We start from the raw sequence: 23,692 nt of genomic DNA, 5'->3' as shown, positions 1-23,692 counted from the left end.
ATGAATACAAAGAAAATAATTGGCCTTATTCTTGGTCCACTCACCTTTTTTCTAATTTACTTATTCATCCATCCTGAAGGGCTCTCTAAGGAGGGTGTCGCAATTTTGGCAGGTACTGCATGGGTCGCCATTTGGTGGATAACCGAGGCCTTACCTATTTCAATAACAGCTTTGTTACCTCTTGTCCTGTTTCCGCTGTCTGGCGGTTTGGATTTGGAAACCACAGCAGCTTCTTTTGGGCACAAATATATATTCCTGTATATGGGTGGTTTTATAATTGCCATCGCTATTGAAAAATGGGACCTCCATAAGCGCATTGCACTGAACATCATTAACATCATAGGTTCTAACGTTCGTATGATCATTCTAGGGTTTATGTGTGCAACCGCATTTTTGTCTATGTGGATTTCAAACACAGCCACATCGGTTATGATGTTGCCTATAGGGGTTGCTATCATAAAGCAATTGCAGGATAACCCCGATACTGTTGAAGATGAGAACCAGACCTTTGGCAAGGCTCTTATGCTCGCCATCGCTTACAGTGCATCAATTGGTGGTGTTGCGACACTCATAGGTACTCCTCCCAATTTGGTGCTGGCTGGAGTAATCTCAGATACCTACGGGTATGAAATTACGTTTATGCAATGGTTTATGTTTGGTTTGCCTATTTCCCTAATATTACTATTTATTTGTTGGGTCTATCTTACCCGATATGCATTTACATTTAAGCAAAAGAAGTTTCCTGGAGGCAAAACAGAAATTAAACGCTTATTAAATAATTTAGGAAAGATCAGTTACGAAGAAAAGATGGTCGCCATGGTTTTTGGACTGACTGCTTTTTGCTGGATTACACGATCTTATCTGTTACAAGCAATTTTTCCTGCTCTTGATGATACAATAATAGCGGTGTTTTTTTCCATATTATTATTTCTTATACCCAATAAGAAAAGGACGCGAACTTTGATTAACTGGGATGAAGCTGTAAAAATGCCTTGGGGAATCATATTACTTTTTGGAGGTGGAATGGCTCTCGCACAAGGTTTTGAAACCAGTGGTTTAGCTATATGGATAGGCTCTCAAATGGGCAGTTTATCCGGGCTTCATCTATTTTTGCTGTTGCTCATCTTAATAGCGGCTGTTAATTTTTTGACCGAGATTACTTCAAACCTGGCCACTACGGCAATGTTGTTACCCGTTTTGGCACCTATGGCTTTAAATATAGATGTACATCCTTTTGTTCTAATGGTAGGTGCAGCTGTTGCAGCTTCCTGTGCATTTATGTTGCCCGTTGCCACACCGCCTAATGCGGTAGTATTCGGATCGGGTTATCTTCGAATACCGGATATGGTGAATAAAGGTTTTTTAATGAACATAATTTCTATAGTTCTACTCACACTATTTGTCTATTTTCTGCTTCCGGAATTATGGGACATCGCAATAGATAGTTTTCCTAAGCATTTGAAACAAAAATTATGATTTTCAAAGCATTTAAAAATCATATCAAACAGGTTAACGGCGTTAAAATAAACTATGTTATTGGAGGTAGCGGTCCTCCCCTACTTTTATTACATGGCTATCCGCAGACGAATTATATCTGGCATAAAATAGCGGACCAACTCGCAAAATGCTTTACGGTTGTCGCATCAGATTTAAGAGGTTACGGGGATAGTGGTAATCCACCGACCGATACTGAACATTTCCCCTATTCAAAACGTGAAATGGGTATGGATCAAATTTTATTGATGCAATCTCTTGGGTTTGACCAATTCTATTTGGCCGGTCATGACCGTGGCGGTAGAGTTGGCCACCGTATGGCGTTAGATTATCCTAAAATCATATTGAAATTGGCGGTTTTGGACATTGCACCGACCTATACGATGTACAAAACAGCCGATATGGAATTTGCAACTGCATACTACCATTGGTTTTTTTTTATTCAACCAAATGACATTCCGGAAAAAATGATAGGAGAAGACCCTGAGTACTTCTTGAACAAAAAATTCGGTCAATGGGGCAGGGATAAAAATGCCATAACAAAAGAAGCAAGACAAGAATATTTACGCTGTTTTACTCCTGAAACCATACATTCTAGTTGTGAAGATTATCGAGCTTCTGCAACAATAGACCTTGAGTTAGATCAATTAGACATCAATGCTGGCAAAAAATTAGCATGTCCTGTTCTCTGTATTTGGGGCGAAAAAGCTTTCGTTGGCCGAAAATATAATGTTATTGAAGAATGGAAAAAATGGTCGGATGATGTAGTTGGATTTGGGTTGCCCTGCGGACATTATTTGCCGGAAGAAGCCCCCACTGAAACAACGAAAGCTTTGATTGATTTTTTTAAACCTTTAAAACCGAAAAATTAGCATGAAAAAGTATGAAGTAGCAGTAATACCGGGAGATGGAATAGGAAATGAGGTTGTTCCTGAATCGATACGGCTTCTCAATACCGTAGCGGCTCAGTGTGGTTTTGAAATTTCGTATAAACACTATGACTATTCGTGTGAATACTATAAAAACCACGGAAAAATGATGGATGATGACGGTCTAAAAAAACTGAGAGATAGCGACGGTATCTTTTTGGGGGCTGTTGGTTATCCTGGAGTTCCTGATCATGTTTCCCTTTGGGGCTTACTTGTTCCTATTCGAAGAACGTTTCAGCAATATGTAAATCTCAGACCTGTAAAACTGCTTAAGGGAGTTGACTCACCCTTGAAGAATCCCGGAAACATATATTTCTACATTGTTCGGGAAAATAACGAGGGAGAATATTCTTCAATTGGAGGAAGGTTGAATGAAGGTACTGAACACGAGTTAGTCGTGCAGGAGAGCATATTTACAAAGCGAGGGGTTGACCGGGTAATGAAGTATGCTTACGAATTAGCAAACAAAAGAAATAAGAAGTTGACGAGTGCTACCAAATCTAATGGCATCATTCACACCATGCCCTATTGGGACGAGCGATTCAAGGCTATTGGTGAATTGTATCCAGGCGTAATACAATCTCAGTTTCACATAGATATACTGACCGCGCATTTTGTAACAAGACCTCACGAATTTGATGTCGTGGTAGCAAGCAATCTTTTTGGTGATATCCTTTCAGATTTAGGGCCGGCTGTGATAGGTGGTATGGGAATTGCCCCTGGGGCCAATTTAAACCCGGAGAAAGAGTTTCCGAGCATGTTTGAACCCGTACACGGCAGCGCACCAGATATTGCCGGTAAGAATGTTGCAAATCCTATCGCTTCTGTTTGGACTGCGGCGATGATGTTGTCGCATTTTGGCGAACATGAAGCTGCTGCATTAATAGAAGATGCGATAGAGAAACTAACTGCTAAGGGTAAGGTTTTAACGCCAGATTTAGGCGGAAATGCTTCAACTGTACAGGTAACAGATGCGTTAATTCAAAATATAAAAACTAAATAATACTGGTTGATGAATAGATTCTTTGCATAAAAACTCCTTTACATGAGCCGAATTTTGTGCTGTAATAGAAATGAATTGATACTATTTATTTGGTATGTAGAGATAGTCAAAATCAGTCTGGCAGGATAAGTTTCCAAAAGCCTTACTTAGAGATTTATTCCAAAATGAATAGGGGTATTTACCAAAAACTGCATCTTATAATAAAGAGATCAAAAAAAGAATATTGGGTTTAGCAAACGTTTTCGCTTATCAACTTTACCTAAATAACTAAAAACACTTCTTATGACAGATCATGTCAAATCAAACAAATCATTATCTTTAGTAGAATACGGAATTACACACCAAAATATACAGTATCAGTTAAGTCCTGAGCAATTGCAAGAAATCACCCTTGACAAGGGTATGGGCAAAGAATCCTCCCTGGGAGCTCTTGCCGTAAATACCGGAGAGTTCACCGGTAGATCGCCTATGGATCGTTTTATCGTAAAAGACGATATTACTGCAAATAGAGTATGGTGGGGTAACATCAATATTCCTTTTGAAAGTGATGCTTTTGATGCGCTTTATGATAAGGTAATTGAGTACCTGAATGATAAGGAGCTTTATGTTCGTGATGCCTATGCATGTGCAGAAAAAGAGTATCGGTTGAACATAAGGGTAGTCAATGAATACCCTTGGTCTAACATGTTTGCCTATAATATGTTTTTAAGACCTACTGAAGATGAGCTAGAAGATTTTGACCCGGAGTGGACGGTTATCAATGCTCCGGGTTTTATGGCTGATCCGGTAGTAGATGGCACCAGACAACACAATTTTGCGATATTAAATTTCACAAAGAAAATTGCATTAATAGGAGGAACCGGATATACGGGCGAAATCAAAAAAGGTATTTTTTCGGCATTAAATTTTATTTTACCCGTTTATAGGGATGCATTGCCTATGCATTGTTCTGCTAATGTGGGTAAAGATGGCGATACCGCAATCTTTTTTGGTCTTTCTGGCACCGGTAAAACAACGCTTTCTACTGACTCAAATCGTAAATTAATAGGTGATGATGAGCACGGGTGGACTTCAGAAAATAGTGTTTTTAATTTTGAAGGCGGTTGCTATGCTAAAGTGATCAATCTTTCTGAAGAGCAGGAACCTGAGATTTATGGGGCGATTAAGAAAGGTGCTATTTTAGAAAATGTAATTATGGATGAAAATGGAGTAGTCGATTTTGAAGATGCCTCGATTACTCAAAATACCCGGGTAAGTTATCCCATTAACCATATTGACAATATACAGATCCCCTCTGTAGCAAGCACCCCCAAAAATATCTTTTTCCTGACTGCAGATGCCTTTGGCGTATTACCTCCGGTTTCAAAATTGACAGCAAGTCAAGCTGCTTATCATTTTATTTCAGGATACACATCAAAACTTGGCGGTACTGAAGCAGGTATTGTAGAACCCCTACCCTCATTCTCAGCTTGTTTTGGAGCCCCTTTTATGCCTTTACACCCCACAAAGTATGCCGAAATGTTAAATGAGAAAATCAAGCGCAGTGGTGCCCAGGTATGGTTGATCAATACCGGATGGACCGGTGGTGCTTACGGTGTAGGTACCCGTATAAAACTAAAATATACAAGAGCCATGATCAATGCTATTCTTGATGGAAGCATTGATCATGAATATAAATATGAAAACTATCACATTCATTCGGTTTTTGGAGTTGCTCAACCGAGAACCTGTCCAAGTGTCCCTGATTCGGTATTGAGTCCCCGTAAAACCTGGGATGATGATTCAGCATATTATAAGGCCGCATTTAAACTGTCAAATGCGTTCCGTAAAAACTTTGAAAAATTTGAATCCTACGCTAATGAAGATATTCGAAGAGGAGGTCCTCAGCGTTTTGATTTTTGACCTGAATTTTCTTTCATCCCTTGATAATTTTTAGAAACAGGTAACCTAAAATATTTTAGACAGCCTGTTTCTTTCTATTATTATTATTATTGACTAGCTGCTTTTAGTCAAATCACAAATTATTCAGAACAGACTTTACATCTTTTAAACTAGCAATACCGTGAGCTTGTAGTGGCAAACTGTTTGAAAAAATTAGGGAACGCCAACCGCCTGTTCTTGTGGTATGTAAAAAATGATGAGTACTTTCTAGAAAGTGATACCTTAGATTTTTTAAAATAAACGTAAAATAAGTGTTTCTTTAGACTGAGTATCTGCTCGCTTAACAGAATTAAAAAAGCCCTTTGAAAAATTTTCAAAGGGCTTTTTAGTTTTAGATTAATGACTGTATCTAAAACTCTACCTCAACAGCAGCTCCGGAATAATCAACGGTTTTAGGCTCAGAAACTGAACCGTCTTTACTGATCTTTATAATAGTAAATCTGCGCTCCTGAAGCATCCCGTCAAAGTTTCCGTTACGATCTGCTATCTCCAGGGTTTGGTTCGCATCATTCCACGTGAATGAAATGGTAGAATAGGCGCCATTTTCATAATTATAGTTATCAAATTCATCTTCATACAAGCTAAAACTTCCGTCAGCTCCTTCATAAACACGAATTTCCAGATTGTTCCAGGGCTTTTCTTCGGCATACTGCACTTCAGGGCCTATGGGTAAAATGCTTCCGGCTTTTACATACAGCGGAATCGTATTTATAGTTGTTTCTTTTGTGATTTCCTGCCCACCGTCAAACTTCTCATTTGTCCAGTAATCATACCATGCGCTTCCCTCGGGTAAATACACCGTTGCCGATTTGGTCTCCTTAAAATCAACTATGGGGTATCCTTCGGCTCCTCGCTCCTTGCCTTTATTCCAGCCGGTTTCTTCATCTACTTTTATAATTTTCTCAGGCGTGTACTGGGCTTCCAATACCGGTGCCACAAGAATTGCATCACCAAACATATACTCGTCCTTAAGATCCCAGGTTTTTTTGTCCTGCGGGAAATCCATTACCAGAGCGCGCATAAAACTATCCTGATTGTGAGTAACCTCCCAGGAAGTCGTGTAGATATAGGGAAGTAAACTGTAACGGAGTTCGATTGCATTCTGAATGGCATCGTAAATGGCTTCGCCTTTTTCGCCAAAATGATAAATCTCGCGTTTCATCTCAGTACCGTGTGAACGCATCATTGGCGTAAACGCCCCGTATTGCATCCAACGCACGTATAATTCCTGAAACAATGGATTTACAGAAGCTGTGCCGTCATTCCACGACTTGTTATAAGCTCCCGCGAAAAACCCACCGATATCGGTATTAAAATTAGGATTTCCGGTAAGCGTAAAATTGAGACCGGCAGGAATCTGGTTGCGTAAGGACTGCCAGGACGAACCTAAATCACCAGACCAAACGTTGGCTCCATAACGCTGCTGCCCAGCAAAGCCCGAACGCGTAAGAATAAAAACCCGCTTATTTGATGTTTCCTCGCGCTGATGATCATAAACACCTCCTACCGTCTCCAGCGGAAACGCATTACGCACCTTGCGGAAAGAGCCCAGATAAGTCTCATTGTTATAGTCTTCATCTTTAATCTCTAAATGATCAGGCTCGGTAGAATCCATCCACCAGCCATCAATACCCAGAGAGAATAAATTCTTGCTTAAATATTCCCAGTAAATATCACGTGCCTCCGGATTATACGGATCGTAAACCTGCACACCTGAGGGATAATTCATATCGGGTGGCCAATCTTCTTTGCCTGATTGTGGCCAGGTCTGGAAGTCCATCAACATATTCTTTTCTTTCAGTTCTTTAAACTGAGGCGTTTCAGGACCAAAAGAAGACCAAATTGAAATGATAAGATGCGCATTAAGTCCGTGAACATCGTCAACAAATTTTTGAGGATCCGGAAATGCCGGATTTCCAAAATCCATCGCATTCCAATGGTAATTATCACCCCAATATTGCCAATCCTGAATAATTCCGTCCAGTGGCACTCCCAGTTCGCGATGCTTTTGCACCACGCCTACGGTCTCTTCCTGACTTTTATAGCGCTCCCGGCTTTGCCAAAAACCATAGGTCCAAAGCGGAACCATAGGAACTTCGCCTGTAAGATCACGCATTTCTGCAATAACGGCATCAGCATTGTCGCCCGCCAACACATAATAATCGATGCCATCACCTACCTGAGAAGAAAAAGAAGTTTCAGCAGTATCATCTTTAAACGTGGTGGGTGAGTAATTATCCCAAAAAACGCCGTAACCTTTTGGAGATTGAAAAAAGGTCGAAAAATCCCAGGTATTATTTTGAACCATTTTTACTTCCTGATTGCGTTGAGACATTTTGCCATTTTGCAAAATCCCCAGACCATAAATGGGCTCATCGGCTTCTAAAGTCCAGCCTTGTTTAACGGTAAATGTTTCGTTCCCATTATCTACAAAAGGTTTAAACGAAGTTGTGCTTTCGCTTAGTAAAAGACTTCCGTCCGGTTTAAAAAAACGTATCGCCTGGGTTAGCGTATCTAGCTCCACACGTAATTCTGCCGTGGTCAAAGCAAAGCCGTTCTTCATATCGTTGACTTCAAAAGAAACCTCTTCTGGCTCTTTAATAACGGAAAGGCTCTTTTTTTCAAAAGGATGTCCCTCACGATATTTTTGAATGCGTACTATAGAAGGAGAAACAAATTCAATACGCACATGTGTAGAATCGATTTGTGTTTTTACGCCAGAATTAGATGTTTCATAAGATTGGCGAGCACAGCTCGTACAGATTAAAAAAGCGCTTACAACACCTAAAAAAATAGATTTCATGGGTTACCTGTCTCAAGTTAATTTTAGAAAGCCGAAAAACCGACTTGTTTTAAATGTAATTTAAACATTTAAAAGCTAACTGCAAGAATTTATGTTGAAATCTAATTATTTACAGAAGTTTAGTCTTTGATTTTGAATATGGTAAGAGGCCTGTTATTATTGGCGATAACTAAATAGCTTTCATTGCCAATATTCATCTGCTTCATAAGCTTTGCATTGAGGTCATTATAAAAACTGATGTCTTTATAAGGCTTCAACCCACCTTTTGAATCTCCCAGCAATACGTAACCCACGTTTGAATCGTATTTAACCGTTTCTACTTCAGCTTCGTGAATAGCGCCTATTCCCACAACATCCAGGTGACCGTCTTTATTTATATCACTAAATGCAAACGACATCGTTGGCCCCAGTTGCGCGACAACCGGCAGGTGTTTCATTCTAAAATCACCATTTCCTAAATTTTCAAGATAAACCGATTCAAACTCGGTAGCTTGTTTGTGATACGAATTAGCAATCTGCTCACTGCCATAAATATCAGTTAGTGTAGAATTGGCAAACTCTTTATAGGTTTTGATTTTTTCGCTTACAAAAGAATTCTGCATCGTAGAACATTCCTTGCCGCGAACGGGTACTAAACTGCCCTTGTACACCTTACTTAAAATCATATCATAATTACCATCGCTATCGAAGTTGTTACCGTAGATATGCAGCGGCTTTTCTGAGGAGGGATGAAACTTATTATTTGCACCCAGGTTTCCTACGAAATAATCCAGATCCCCATCCTGGTCAAAATCAATTTCAGCAATGCTATTCCACCAGCCGGACGTCTCTTTTAACGCTTCTATTTCTAAAGGCTGAAAGCTTCCGTTTTGATTCTCAAAGACCGTAATGGGCATCCACTCCCCTGCTACCAGCAAGTCAAAATCACCATCGCCGTCGTAGTCAGACAAAAGCAGGTCATTTATTAATCCGGCTTCAGCAAAATCTGGCGCAACCGTTTTGGTAACATCTACAAATTTTCCACTTTGGTTTTCTAAAATATAAGAGCGCGGAGACAGCGGATATTTTCCGGGTACTATTCTACCGCCCACAATTAAATCAAGATCACCGTCCTGATCGTAATCTAAAGAAACAACCGCTTTAGATCCCGTAAGCATTTTTGGCAAAGCCGAAGAAGCACTAAAACTTCCTTTTCCGTCATTCAGGTAGAGGCGATCCTGTAGTTTGCTATCATTTTCCGCTAACTCATAACCGCTGCTGGCTACGTATACATCCAAATCGCCATCCCCGTCTGCATCAAAAAAATGCGCTCCATTATCTTCATAGGCTTTATCTGACTCAAAAGCGGCCTGTGGGATTTGTTCAAATTTTCCATCCTTTTGCTGAATGTACAACTGAGCTGCCTGACCAGGACCACCACCCAGAAATACATCTTCAAGTCCGTCATTATTTACATCTGCCACTTCAAAAGCCGGACCTTGCTGCGATTGTTTTTGTGGTAATAATACCTGCCGTGAAAAATCATTAAAATCATTTTCTTCATGCGCATAAGTCAAACCAAGCTCTCGCGGATCTATACGCTCAAAATGTTCTGGACGATCATAAGGCGTTTCAACTGAATTTGTGGCCTCGGCCTCAGATAAGCTGAGGATTTGATTGGCCTGAACCTTTTCTAAAACCGAAACCTTTCCCGTATTCCAAACCACTTCTATTTTTGAAATTTGTTGCTCTTCTCCTACCCCAAAATTCAAAACCGGAGAAACGGAAGATTGATATCCCCGCGATAAATAGAGTTCCTGATACTGCTTTGTGCTGTCTGTAAACACTTTTACCTTAGAACCTATTGCAAGGGGATTTTTAGCATCGCCTTTGAGCTTAATACTTATATAATTTGCGGTGGAATTGTTGCGGTAAATACCGGCCTCATCCTCCAGATTGTTTACTACCAGGTCCAGATCACCATCATTATCCAGATCCCCGTAAGCCACTCCGTTTGAATTCACCGCCTGAGTAAAACCCCAGTCTTCGATTACTTTTTTAAAGGAAAGGTCTTTGTTGTTTTTAAATGCATAATTCTGAAGCTTGTCTGAAGGCATTTCCTTGAGAATGCTGTCAATAGGCATTTGCTCCAGCGAACCCTCGTTGGCATCGAGAAACCTGCCAAAATCCTGATTGGCAATCTCGCGTTTAATTCCATTTGTGATGAAAATATCTTTAAAGCCATCGCCATCAAAATCGGCAATGAGTGGCGCCCAGCTCCAGTCGGTTTTTGACACTCCGGAAACCTGGGCGATATCGGTAAAATAGCCATTCCCGTTGTTTAAGTTAAGTACGTTTGACATGTATGGGTAATGGAAGCCGGCCTCAACAATCCACCAAAATCCTTCGGTATTCATACTGGCCATATTTTGTTTTCCACGCTGATGATCTTCCGCAGACATATCTAAAACCAGTAAATCGGGTAAAAAGTCGTTGTTGACATCGGCAAAATCTGAGCCCATACTGCTGTACGAGATGTGCTTCATTTTGGTATTGACCTCATTGGCAAACGTGCCGTTTTTGTTGTTAATGTAGAGCTTATCGGGCGTGATGAAGTCGTTAGCTACAAAAATATCGGGCCAGCCGTCATTATTAAAATCTCCGATAGAAGCACTCAGACTGAATTCTTTGTTGATCAAACCGCTACCCGGAGTTACATCGGTAAAACTATTGCCGTCATTGCGGTACAGGTGATCTGAAGTTTGCGGGTAAAACTGCTCGTCATTGACAATGGCATTAAGATCAACCGAATTTAAAAAGTCATCGCGATGGTTGATCAAATACATATCCAGATCACCGTCCTTATCATAATCCAGAAAATACGCCTGAATTGAAAAACCATCGTCAGCCAGGCCCCATTTGGCAGCTTCTTCGGTAAAGGTGCCGTCTTTTTGATTGATAAACAGCTTGTTTCGGCGTTCTAAACTGTTATTCAGAGAAGCCGATTTACAGACGTAAATATCCAGCCAGCCATCAGCATTGATGTCGATCATCGTGACCCCGGTCGTCCAGCCTTCGGCATCTGCCACACCGGCTGCTTCAGTAATATCGTCAAATTTAAAATCTCCTTTATTGAGGTAAAGCTTATTCGAATTTTGGTTTGAAGTGAAATACACATCTTCCAGACCATCATTGTTTACGTCACCTATAGCTACACCGCCTCCATTATACATATCGTAGTAATTGAGGATGTTGAAGGCTGCTGTTTCGGTCACGGTATTCTTAAAATGAATCCCGGAGTCTTCATTTGAGATTTCGGTAAAAAGCGTTTCTGCCGTGCTCGTCTTTTTCTGAAAACCTGAGTCTTTACAGGAGTTTAATGCCCCTGCAAACGCAACCACAACAAAAAAATAAGTCAAGCGCATCATAAAATATTCAATTAATGGGTTTTGTGCGAGTTATAACTCAATTCTAAAAGGTGAAGCCGGTAAACCTTCCTCATTGTATAAATTGGGATTATCGGGGTTGTCTGCCCAGGCATAGCGCAAATACTTTGGTTCGGGGATCTCATCACTCCAAACGATAACCTGATCACCTTCAATTTTTGCATTCGCCCACACAAATTTGCCATCTTCCCCTGCCAGTGCAAATTCGCTCAGAGGTTCGCCATCATTACTCACCAGACCACTTCCTGTATGTTCAAAATTCAAAATCACTTTTCCATCTTCAACGGAGGAGCTTTTATAAATGGGACCGGAATACACCAAATCTTCATCATAGGCCAACTTCAATCCTGCCAGTGCCATACGCTCACCCACATCTTTTTTATTGTCCGGGTGAATGTCGTTCCATTCGCCCAAATCGATATTTACCGTCATCGCCGTATTGGAATTCTGTAAAGCTTTGAGTTGCGACTCCCTCAATTCGGCCCAACTGCTTTCTTCCGGTAAATAGGAAACATCCATAAAATTAGGCAACTGTGCATATATAAAAGGTGCTTCGGGTTGCTGCAAAACACTGCGCAAACCTGAAATCAAAGCCGTCATATAGCCTGCGTAAGCCTCTGGATTACCTGCATTGCTTTCGCCCTGATACCATAAAATACCTTTGACCGGTAATTGCACATAAGGTGCAATCATCCCGTTGTACAGGGCTGCAGGCTCATTTTGTGGATTAATGCGGCGCACCGGTTCTCCCAATAAGTTATTTCGGGAACGAACAACAGGTTTAAACACTTCTCCTACTTTATACTGCCAGTAGCCTTTGAGGTCAACAGTATCTTGCTCGGTAAAAATGTAATAGGGTTTATCAGGCACAAAGCCTCCTTTACCATTGTAATTGGTGACTTTAATGGTAAAATTATTTTTTCCGGCTTTAAGTAGGGTATCCGGCACATCATAGCGGCGTTGCGGGTATTGATAGGTTTTATTCCCCACCAATACGCCATTGATATACACCTCATCGGCATCAACAATACGCCCCATAAACAGTCGGCCTTTTTTACCGACCATAGACTCTGGGATTTCCACTTCTCTGCGATACCAGACTATGCCATTTAGATCCTTAATTCCCTGATCTTCCCAGTAACCCGGAATAGTAATTCGTCTCCAGTTTTTAGGTTCAAAGTTCACATCATACCAGGGAAGTGCTCCTGTCAAACCCTTATCCCTGATTTCTTTAGGGCCGGAATTAACGGGTTGAAATTGCTTCTGGCGGTTTACAAACACGGTATCTTTATTTTCTTCAATGATCTCAAGTTTTTCAGGAAAATTGGTATAGCCTTCTTCAGGAATCCAGGCTTCAATGGGCGTACCGCCTACGCTGGCATTGATTAAACCAATAGGAATCTGGTATTTCTCATAGATTTTTTTAGCAAAGAAATAAGCAACTGCCGAAAAAGAACGGACTTCCTCCCCCACAGCTTTTTGCCATTCGCCTCCGGTAATATCTTCCTCAGGACCCGACAAAACAGGGGTGGTAGGCACTTTGAAATGTCTGATGTTCGGATTATTTGCGGTAGCAATTTCTTCCGCGTAACGCACATCGTGAATATCAAGCTGGTGTACCATATTAGACTGGCCGGTGCACAACCACACGTCTCCAATTAAAATATCATTGATTTCAAGCTCATTTTTACCTGCAATGCGCATTTGAAAAGGTCCGCCTGCTTTCATTTTAGGGAGTTCTATGCTCCATTTTCCATCTTTAGCAGTGGTGGTTTTATATTGCTTTCCTTTAAACGAAAGTGTAATCTTTTCGCCGGGATCTGCCCAGCCCCAAACCGGAACTTTAGCATCCCGCTGCAACACCATCCCGTCACTTATTAAAACAGGTAATTTTACTTCAGCCTGTACAGAAAGACTTAAGCTTAAAATAAAAAGGGTGATGCCGGTTATTCTTTTAAACTTCATGTGTTTTTAGTTTACTGCAAATTCTACTTCAGCCATTTTAGAAGCCCCCAATGCCTCACTGCGTTTCATAGGGCTTGATCCCCCTACATATAGTCTGAATTTACCGGGTTCAATAATTTTAGACCCGTCTTCCTGAACAACCTGAAAACTTTCAGGCTTAATCTCGAATGTAACTTTTTCAGAAGCACCGGGTTCTAGTGTAACACGGCGGGTATTTATAAATTGAGAATTCGGCACGCGTACCGAAGCTTCCAAATCAGAAATATACACCTGAACCACCTCGTCTGACTTTACATTTCCGGTATTTTTAACGGTGACCTCCAGGCTTACAGACTCTTCTGCAGAAAGTTCTGTTTTATCAAGAGTAGCGTTGCTGTATTCAAATTGCGTATAGCTAAGCCCAAATCCAAACGGATACATCGGCTCTCCATTCATATATTTATACGTACGACCTTCCATAGAATAGTCATCATAAGCAGGCAACTGATCTAAAGATTTTGGAAACGTAATAGGTAATCTCCCGGATGGTGAAACATCGCCAAAAAGTACATCTGCAATTGCAGTACCTCCTTCTTCACCGGGATACCAGACATAGAGCACGGCATCAGCCAGCTCCTGAACTTTGGAAAGATCTACCGGACTTCCGCCGGTTACAATGGCAATAAGTGGTTTGCGATCTTCAGGGTTTCTATCTGCCATAGCTCTTAAATCCTCCAGATATTGAATTTGATTAGGCGGTAAACCATAATCTAAACGATCACCCGCAGTATCAGAATCTATAGAGTCGCCTTCTTCGCCCTGAAGCGTACTTGAAAGGCCCAAAACCACCAGCGTCACATCGCTGTTCGCGGCATTACCGGTCGCATAATTAATGGGATTTCTGGAATCTTTATTCAACATAGCACCCTGGCGGTATTGCAACTGACTGGTAGGGATTATCGCTGTGCTGATACCCTCAAGAATGGTTACCATATTCGAATTTACGCCATAATAATTGCCTAAAAGTACTTCGGTACTCGTAGCATTAGGCCCGGTAAGAAAATACTTGGAAAGGTCTTTTTTAAGTGGAAGAATTCCGTCATTCTTTAAAAGCACGATACTTTTTTGAGCAGATTCGCGTGCCAGAGCGCGGTGTTCATCGTTGTTTACTACTTCAAGTGAAAGCGAATCGTATTTGTTGCTTCCTTTTGGGTCGAATAATCCCAGCTTGAAACGTGTTTTTAGTAATAAAGCTAACTGCTGGTCAATCTCCGCTTCGGTAATCAAGCCCTTTTCAACCGCTTCCGGTAAGGCACTGTAGGTGTCACCACAGTTTAAACTCACTCCGCTTTTTACTGCCATAGCCGCAGCACCGGCTTTAGAGGGCGCGATACCGTGTCCACCCTGACCTTTTGCAACGTATAAATCTACCAAAGCAGCACAATCACTCAGAATGTGTCCGTCAAAATTCCAATTTTTTCGCAATACCTCATCCAGTAAATACTTATTGGTACAGCAGGGTTCGCCATTAGTACTGTTGTAAGCGCACATTACAGCCTCCACATTTTCATTTACCAGTGCTTCAAAAGCCGGCAAATAGGTTTCATACATATCTTTTAAGCTTGCCGTAGCATTAAATTCATGGCGCAATTGTTCAGGGCCGCTATGCACGGCGAAGTGTTTGGCGCAGGCAGCAGTTTTTAAATGATCAGGATCATCGCCCTGCAAGCCCTTGACAAAAGCAACTCCTATTAAAGACATTAAATACGGATCTTCACCATAAGTCTCCTGTCCTCTCCCCCAACGCGGATCTCTAAATATGTTGATATTGGGTGTCCAGAAACTCAGACCGTTATACCGGTTATAATTTCCCTTTTCACTGGTTGCATTATATAAAGCCCGTGCTTCGTCTGATATTGCATTGGAGATACGATACGCCAAATCTGCATCAAAAGTGGCACCGATTCCTATAGCCTGCGGAAAAACCGTAGCTGCAGAAGCCCTGCCAACCCCGTGAAGGGCCTCATTCCAATAATCATAAGGCGGAATTCCGAATCGTTCAATTGCCGGGGTACTGTTCATCATCTGCGCAGCCTTTTCTTCCAGAGATAATCGCGAAATCAAATCGGCTACACGCTCATCTACTGATAAAGAAGTATCATAGAACAGAAAGTCGGGGTTTGAAATTTCTTCCTTTTCAATCGTTTGCGCTGACGTTTTTTGATCAGTATTACAAGACAGGATAATCAGACTCATAATTAGAAGAGCCGTACGATAAGAAGAGAAATAACTCATAAATATTAAAATTTGAAAATTTAAAGTGAATGAAGGAAATGATAGTTAAAGCATTTACGCAATCGGTTGCAAACTAAAAATAATTTAGCATTTTACCATCATTTTTAAAGACATAATATCATCCAGAAAGAAATTTATCATCTTACTAATTACAACTAACACTAGTAAAATATCGAAAAATTAGCTTCTATAGTGTGGATTAAACACTTTAAAATGTAAAACTCTTTCAATCTGAAAACTAGTTTTGATACATAAAAACTTGATTTGCTCCTTTTATTTTATTGAGGTTGAAAATAAACCTAATTTATAATGCATTAACAATCAATATTTTATTGACTTCATTCAGAACTAAAAAAATATTAAAACAAAATTTACGCAATCGGTTGTGTGGTACGTGAGATTTACATACATTTGAAAATAATACATATAGTACTAAAGACAATAACTGTCATAAATACATTTTATTTTTCTTAATTATTATAACTTTTATTATTAGCGAAATCGATTGAGTGTATAATAAATGTTAATGTTTTCTAAAGTATTATATGAAGACGCATCAATTCAAATTAACTCAAATGACTAATTAATTCAATCAAACTAAGTTTTATGGAAAGCATTTTACTTTTTCAGAAGAAAACACTCAGGTATCTGGGGCTCTTCTTCTTAAGTGTATTTTTCTGCTCAGGAATTTACGCTCAATCAACAATCACGGGAACTGTGAGTGATGGCAATGGCCCTATACCAGGCGTTAATGTTATCGTAAAAGGTACTAGCAATGGTGCAGTAACCGACTTTGACGGAAATTACACCTTAAATAATGTACCGGGAGACGGTGTATTAGTCTTTAGCTTTGTAGGCTATGAGGCAAAAGAGGTACCTGTTAACAACAGAGCTCAGGTAAATACTGTACTTGAAAATGATCTTCAATCCTTAAGTGAAGTAGTTGTTATCGGTTACGGTACTCAGAATAAAGAGTCGGTTACCGGTTCTGTAGTATCACTAGACGGCGATGAGCTTGAAGAAGTACAGGTTGCAAACTTTCAACAGGCTTTACAAGGTCGTGCTCCTGGGGTACAAATTACAACAACAAGTACCAGACCCGGTGCTGACAATGCTTCCATACGTATACGTGGTGTGCGTTCACTTTCAGGAAGTAATGACCCTTTAATCGTTTTAAACGGTATTCCTTTTTCAGGGGGGCTAAATGACATTAGTATTAACGACATAGCGAGTATTGATATTCTTAAAGATGCTTCCGCTACCGCAATTTACGGTTCAAGAGGAGCAAACGGAGTTGTTTTGATTACCACAAAATCGGGTCAAAAGGGACAAAAGGCAACCTTCAGCTACAATACATATTATGCCACTAAAGAGGTATTTGCAAAATATCCGATGATGAATGGACCGCAGTTTGTAGCTCTTCGTCAGGCTACAGCATTACAACAAGAAAGTGGGGTTCCAATTTATGAGAATTATGGTGCAGATGAAGATCCCAATGTAAATACTGACTGGCAGGGTTTGATTTATGGCACAGGCTTGCAAACCAATCATGACTTTAGTGTTACAGGAGGAACAGAAAATGGAAGCTACAGTTTTGGTGGAGGTTACTTTAAAGAAACTTCAGTATTGCCGGTGGAAAATTTTCAGCGCTATTCGCTAAGAGCACAGATCGATCAGCAGGTAGGTGCTTTCCGCTTTGGTATTAACTCAATTATGAATTGGAATGTTACCAATGCCGCCGGAACCGGGATTTATGGAAATCTTAGTGCTACACCTATTCTTAATCCTTATAACGAAGATGGAAGTCTAAAGCGTGTGGTAAGTATGCCTGCTGATGACTTCTGGGTAACTACACGCAGTACGCTTAAAGGCTTGGGAGAAGGCCGAGTGAATCTTCAGAAAGATTTTGGTACGTACAATAACTTATACGGTGAAGTAAGTATCCCAGGAGTTGACGGATTAAAATACAGACTTAATATTGGTTTAAATCTACGTACCAGCCGTGATGGATTTTTTAACGGGCAGGGAGTTGCTAATATTGATCCTTTTGCACCCAATAGCGCAGGAAACAGCAGCAACTTATTTCAGGATTATGTAATTGAAAATTTATTAACCTATGATAAAACTTTTGCAGACAAGCATAAAGTCAACATTGTAGGTCTCTATTCGGTTCAAAACTCAAAATCAGAAAGTTCATTTTTAAATGCCCGAAACATACCAAATGAGCAATTTTTATTCTATAATCTGGATTCTGCATTATTGGAAGATATTACAGGTTATGGAAGCGATTATGGTGAAAATGGACTAGAATCAATAATGGGTAGAGCTATTTACCAGTACGATAATCGGTATTTATTAACCGCTACGGTACGTGCTGACGGTTCTTCAAGACTGGCACCCGGAAATAAGTGGGTGACCTATCCTGCAATCTCATTAGGTTGGAATGTTGCCAACGAAAAATTTATGCAAGATGTAGATTGGGTAAGCCTCCTTAAACTTCGTGCAGGTTATGGTGAAACCTCTAATCAGGCAGTTGCAAATTACGCAACGCTTGGTAATCTTGGTGTTCGTAATTATAACTTCGGTGATACTTTTGCTACAGGTTATTTTGTTCAGGATTTGCCAAACGCAAATTTAGGCTGGGAATTTTCTGAAACCTATAACTATGGTATCGACTTCGGCTTATTTAATAACCGCCTCTCGGGTACTGTAGAGTATTACACAACCAAAACTAATGATATTTTGTACCGCGTAGGGTTACCTTCAACTTCTGGTGTTGGATCATTTGTAGGAAATATAGGTGCTACCGAGAATAAAGGTCTTGAAGTCGCTTTAAACGCCACTATTTTAGATAACCCTGATGGGTTTACCTGGGATTTTGGTGTCAACTTGTATACTAACAGAAACGAAATTGTTTCTTTGGCAAGTGGTCAGGACCGAAATGAAGGACAGCTTTGGTTTGTAGGATCCCCCATCAATGTAATTTATGACCATAAAAATATAGGACTTTGGAATGAAGATGATCCTGATTTCCAGTATTTACAGACTTACGAACCAGGTGGTAATGTGGGTATGATTAAAGTAGAATATACCGGAGAATTCAATGAAGATGGCTCACCGGTGCGTCAAATTGATTCTGATGATAGACAAATCATAGATCCAACTCCTGACTTTCAAGGTGGTTTTAATACGCGCTTAGCCTATAAAAACTTTGATTTTAATATGGTAGGTGTTTTTCAAAGTGGTGGTACTTTAATTAGTACACTTTATTCTTCTGCTGGTTATTTGAATTTACTTACCGGAAGAAGAAATAATATTGATGTGGATTACTGGACCCCAACAAATACTGATGCTAAATATCCTGCACCGGGAGGAATTCAGGATGGTGATGGACCACGATATGGTAGAACTATGGGGTATTTTGATGGCTCATATTTAAAAATACGTGCGATGACACTTGGCTATAATTTTGAGTCTTCTCTTGTAGAAAAAGCCGGACTCAATAGCTTACGACTTTATGCAACCGTTCAAAATCCATTTGTTTTATTTTCTCCCTATCATAAAGAATCTGGAATGGATCCTGAAACAAACTCAGGATCAGATGGTTCTGGTAACGCGCAAAACTCTGCTACAGGTACGGCAGGTTTCATTTCGAGAGGAATTGCGACCATAGGAACCAACGTACCTACTACACGTAACTTCCTTCTAGGGTTGAATGTAAAATTTTAAAAAATTAATTATGAAACAAATACAATTTAAAATTGCCTTCCTGGTTTTTCTTGCTGTTGGGGTAGGTTTTACTTCTTGTTCAGAAGATATTCTAGAGGAAAACCCCAGAAATGTTTTTACACCAGAATTCTTTCAGACAGAAAATGGTGTTGAGGGTGGTATTACCGCTTTATATACGCATTTGCGCTTTTTATATGGCGCGTGGAACTACTATAACTCAACTGAGACAGGAACTGATGAATATACCTATGCGCAAAGTGCAGATGGTAACTTTAAAGATATGGACTTGTCTGGTGTGGGTTCTATAATCTCAAGTTCGGCGCCACCGGCAGGGCCATGGTTTAGTTGTTTTGGAGCAATCAATACAGCTAATGGTATTATTGAAAATGCAGAAGCTGTAGGTATTGCAGAGTCTTTAGTGGCCGAGGCCAGATTCTTTCGTGGCTTTGATTATTTTCTATTAGTTCAAACCTATGGTGGTGTTCCTTTAGATTTAGGATCAGGAGAACTGGTATTTAATACTTCTACCTTCCGTGGATCTACTCGTAATACTGTCCCAGAAATATATACTAAAGCTATATTTCCTGATTTGGAACTGGCTGTACAAAACCTTCCAGAACAGCCTCGTTTGACTGGTACAGCAACTAAGAATACTGCTCGTTTGTATTTAGCCAAAGCCTATTTAACTTACGCCTGGTGGTTGCAAAATCCAAATAATATTCCAACCTATCCTGATACTCCACGTACAGATCCTGATGGAAAGGATGCAGCCTATTATTTTCAACAAGCGTATAACATAGCGACAACTGCAATTGATAATCCGGGACCGTACACTTTACTAGAGTATTTTTACGATGTGCATTGGGCTCCTAATGATCGTCATGCAGAAATGATGCTTTACGCCGATCATACCGAAGAAAGTGAAATTTATAATGGTGCCAGTTTAGGTTTTGGTATTTCAGGTGATCAGGATAATGCTTCTGTTTGGATGGCTACTTGGAACTATACTGCTATAAGAAGCAGTGATAACGTATCAACCGTTCAGCGTGAAGCTGCGCAGAGCTACGGTCGTCCATGGACACGTATGGCTCCACCAATAGAAGTATTCAAAAATACGTTTGCAGACAAAGATAACGACTCCAGATATGATGCTACGTTTACAACAAGTTACCGTAACAACAGAGATAAACTATCCCCAGCAGATTTTACTGAATATCCTAATGCTAACGATATTCCAGTAGGACCGGGTGAGGCTGTACTTACCTTCTTAGATGAGGATGATCCTGCTGTTGATTATTCCGGAAATAAGGCATCTATTGGTGCCGGTTCCCTTCCCGGAAGATCAGATTTTGTTATCAATCCAAATGGTATAAGTCGTGTTGTATATCCGGGTCTATGGAAATTAGGAACGTATAGAACAGATAATAATGGTGGGTTAGGTTCGCCTAACGCTGGTCTAACCAGACCTTTCCCAATTGCAAAGTACTCTGAATTCTATTTTATTGCGGCTGAAGCGGCTGTAAAAGGTGCAGCTCCACAAGGTGGTAAAAGTGCACGGGATTTAATCAACGTTATTCGTGAACGTGCCGGTAAGTGGCGCTTTGATAACGGAGAACAAGAAGAGCGTATAGAAGATAATAGTGCTACACTGGTTAATGAGACACCAGCAGTGATTACCATCGACTATATTCTGGAGGAACGTTCTCGAGAATATTTTGGTGAAGGCTACCGCTGGTATGATTTAGTTCGTACTCAAACTTGGGATGAAGTGGCAGCTAGCTATAGTATATCAGGCAATGCATATGGAGACCACAGTCCACAGACTTTTACCCGTACAATTGAGCCGTATCATTATCTGAGACCAATTCCTCAAGGTCAGCTTGATGCAATGGACGTTTCTCAGGCAGAAAAAGATGCCTATCAAAACCCAGGCTATTAATTTTAAATTAAGCGTTTGAAATAGCAACTGCCCAAAAGCTTAAAAACTTTTGGGCAGTTTTTTTATTCCTAAAAGAGGCTACAGCTAAAAGGAAATCTAAATCAATTAACTAAAGACTAAAGACAAGTGTTGCTTTACTACCTATACCTTTTAAAAAGAAGATACCCGAGAGACTCTCTGGAGTAAAGCAGTACTTAATCACGAGTATGTTTCTGATATCGATTTACATTTAAAGTATAAGCATTAAAACCAGCTATACTGACAAATAAATAGTACCAACCGAAGTCTCCCTGTATGTAGAGCAGTTTTTAGACTAAAATCAGGTTATTCAGTAAAATGCGCTGCGCTCAGACTATTGAGTAAAATTAAATAGTTGGCAATACTCCATAAAAAAAGAGGCCACCTTGACCTCTTTTTTAGTATTAAAAACAAAATAAACTATTCAGCTGGCTCGATAGAGTTCCCCGAAGTCGCATATAACCCAACCATAGCTCCGGTAAAACCTCCGGCTACATTGGTTGAAAGAATATCTCCACTCACGGTTCCGCCCAGATTTTTATAGGTATCTCCGTCGATAACATAGCTGAATTTATAATCAGCATTGTCCCCTTCCACTTTCAATGAGATTTCGTCATCCAGATCAATTTTCTCACTGGCTACAATGCTGGACTTTCCTCTTTCGGTGCGTTGTAAAACGATATAATAGTCTTTGTCTTTCTTGGTTACCCCAAAGGCATAATTAGAACGCTCATTCTGTAAAGCGGTAATCCCGGCAAAGTCTTCATCCGATTTTGGTTTGTAGGTCAAATCAGTTTTAAAACTGAAGGTCTTATGCATTTGACGATGAAATAATGTTGAAGTAGGCTTCAATTCGGTGATTTCAGCGTCAAAAGGCTCGATTTCCAACCCTTTCTTGGTTTGCTTGATAAATGCTTCACGCGGACCTCTCAAACCGATCCAGCGGTAATCCAGTTTATCACCACTAAAATCTTCCTCAAACGTGAAGTTTCCGTTGGGGAAATAACCATCCTCACCGGTTTTATTTTCAACACCTTCCGGAAGCTCTAATTTTGGCTCCATAGGCACCAGACCGTTTTCAAAAACCGGATAGGTTCCAGACCAGTCAACCGGTAAAATAAAGGTTTCTCTTCCTGTATTTACCTGACCCGCTGAATTGGGACGTACAGCCAGAAAAACGCCGTACCATTGACCATTTGGGCCTTCAATAATATCTGCGTGACCAGCCCAGTCTACATTGTTTTTTCGGTCTTTCGGGAAATAACGCTGGGTCAAAATAGGATTGCTGGGTGCAGGAACAAAAGGACCCTTAGGGTTATCGCTCCTAAAAATCACTTCACTGTGCCAGCCTCCGGTTCCACCTTCGGCACACATCAAATAATACGTATCATCTTTCTTATACAGGTGAGGCGCTTCAATCCAAATGGGTTTATCGGCTAAATCAACGCCGCCATTTACTATGATTTTATCGGTTCCCTTTATGATCTGGTCTTTTTCGACATCGTATTCCCAAACTTTAATCACACGATGTCCCTGATACAATTCTTCCCCTTTGTTGGGAGCATCATTATGCACCACATAGGCTTTACCATCGTCATCAAAAAAGATCGAAGGATCAATCCCGTCAAAATCCATTTTTATAGGCTCGCCCCAACCCTGCATCGGGTCTTTGGTTTTTACAATGATATTCCCTGCTCCACCCGCAAATGCAGTCGTGATCATATAAAAGGTATCATTGTTTTCATTGTAGGTAATTCCCGGTGCATACACCCCCTGACTGATCCCGGTATCGTGCACATCAAGTTGTGATACGCGATCTAAAACGTGACCAATTTGTTTCCAGTTCACCAAATCTTTAGAATGGAAAATTGGCACCCCGGGAAACATCGCAAATGACGATGCTACCAAATAGTAATCATCTCCCTTGCGGGTTATGGCAGGATCGGGATAGCAACCCTGTAAAATAGGATTGTAAAATTCATTAGCCTCCAATGGATTTTCGTTGTAAACAGCATCATTTCCTTCATAAACAACGTTGGAAAATACCGGCACTCCTTTTTTGGGAGGGTCCGGCCGCTCTGTCATAAAATCGAAGCTCGAAAAGCTCAGAATTAGCGCCAGTGCCGGCGCGAGTAGTAAATTTTGTTTTTTCATTATATGCGAATTTAATTT

11 protein-coding genes are annotated in these 23,692 nt (G+C 40.5%); 6 read left to right on the top strand and 5 right to left on the bottom strand.

Translation table 11 applies throughout. The annotated features are described in order from the left end of the window. The 4 genes from DSM02_RS08975 to pckA all read left to right on the top strand — a co-directional run bounded on the left by DSM02_RS08975 (position 1) and on the right by pckA (position 5,328). A complete protein-coding gene (locus tag DSM02_RS08975) occupies positions 1–1,476 on the top strand; it encodes an SLC13 family permease (protein ID WP_128765304.1) in 1,476 nt (491 codons plus the stop codon). Further along, complete coding sequence (locus DSM02_RS08970; protein WP_128765303.1) at positions 1,473–2,366, top strand: alpha/beta fold hydrolase; 894 nt, start codon at positions 1,473–1,475, stop codon at positions 2,364–2,366. The genes DSM02_RS08975 and DSM02_RS08970 overlap by 4 nt, the downstream gene beginning before the upstream one ends. A gap of 1 nt (position 2,367) precedes the next feature. Further along, positions 2,368–3,426, top strand: a complete 1,059-nt coding sequence (locus DSM02_RS08965; RefSeq protein ID WP_128765302.1) for a tartrate dehydrogenase — start codon at positions 2,368–2,370, stop codon at positions 3,424–3,426. A gap of 282 nt (positions 3,427–3,708) precedes the next feature. After that, positions 3,709–5,328: a phosphoenolpyruvate carboxykinase (ATP) gene (gene pckA, locus DSM02_RS08960; RefSeq protein ID WP_128765301.1), complete on the top strand. Its 1,620-nt coding sequence runs from the start codon at positions 3,709–3,711 to the stop codon at positions 5,326–5,328. Between the two features lie 388 nt (positions 5,329–5,716). Here the strand turns inward: pckA and DSM02_RS08955 are convergent, their stop codons facing one another. The 4 genes from DSM02_RS08955 to DSM02_RS08940 form a co-directional block, all read right to left on the bottom strand. Next, on the bottom strand, positions 5,717–8,170 hold the full coding sequence (locus DSM02_RS08955) for a glycoside hydrolase family 31 protein (protein WP_128765300.1): 2,454 nt from the start codon (positions 8,168–8,170) through the stop codon (positions 5,717–5,719). Positions 8,171–8,289: 119 nt separating this feature from the next. After that, the gene (locus tag DSM02_RS08950) at positions 8,290–11,577 is read right to left on the bottom strand and encodes a VCBS repeat-containing protein (protein ID WP_128765299.1); all 3,288 of its coding nucleotides are present in this window, start codon (positions 11,575–11,577) and stop codon (positions 8,290–8,292) included. Positions 11,578–11,607: 30 nt separating this feature from the next. Beyond that, positions 11,608–13,560, bottom strand: coding sequence for a sialate O-acetylesterase (locus DSM02_RS08945; protein ID WP_128765298.1), 1,953 nt, complete (start codon positions 13,558–13,560; stop codon positions 11,608–11,610). Between the two features lie 6 nt (positions 13,561–13,566). After that, on the bottom strand, positions 13,567–15,795 hold the full coding sequence (locus tag DSM02_RS08940) for a glycoside hydrolase family 3 C-terminal domain-containing protein (RefSeq protein ID WP_128765297.1): 2,229 nt from the start codon (positions 15,793–15,795) through the stop codon (positions 13,567–13,569). Positions 15,796–16,440: 645 nt separating this feature from the next. Between DSM02_RS08940 and DSM02_RS08935 the strand changes: the two genes are divergently transcribed. Next, on the top strand, positions 16,441–19,563 hold the full coding sequence (locus DSM02_RS08935; RefSeq protein ID WP_128765296.1) for a SusC/RagA family TonB-linked outer membrane protein: 3,123 nt from the start codon (positions 16,441–16,443) through the stop codon (positions 19,561–19,563). Positions 19,564–19,573: 10 nt separating this feature from the next. Next, a complete protein-coding gene (locus tag DSM02_RS08930) occupies positions 19,574–21,502 on the top strand; it encodes a RagB/SusD family nutrient uptake outer membrane protein (protein ID WP_128765295.1) in 1,929 nt (642 codons plus the stop codon). A gap of 438 nt (positions 21,503–21,940) precedes the next feature. Here the strand turns inward: DSM02_RS08930 and DSM02_RS08925 are convergent, their stop codons facing one another. Then, positions 21,941–23,674 carry a glycoside hydrolase family 43 protein gene (locus DSM02_RS08925; RefSeq protein ID WP_128765294.1) on the bottom strand — a complete coding sequence of 578 codons (1,734 nt, stop codon included), beginning with the start codon at positions 23,672–23,674 and terminating at the stop codon, positions 21,941–21,943. Positions 23,675–23,692 lie beyond the last annotated feature (18 nt).

Source organism: Leeuwenhoekiella polynyae, assembly GCF_004104075.1.
GTDB classification, from domain to species: domain Bacteria; phylum Bacteroidota; class Bacteroidia; order Flavobacteriales; family Flavobacteriaceae; genus Leeuwenhoekiella; species Leeuwenhoekiella polynyae.
Note: the sequence above shows the minus strand (reverse complement) of the source record. Positions and strands in the feature narration are given on the sequence as shown.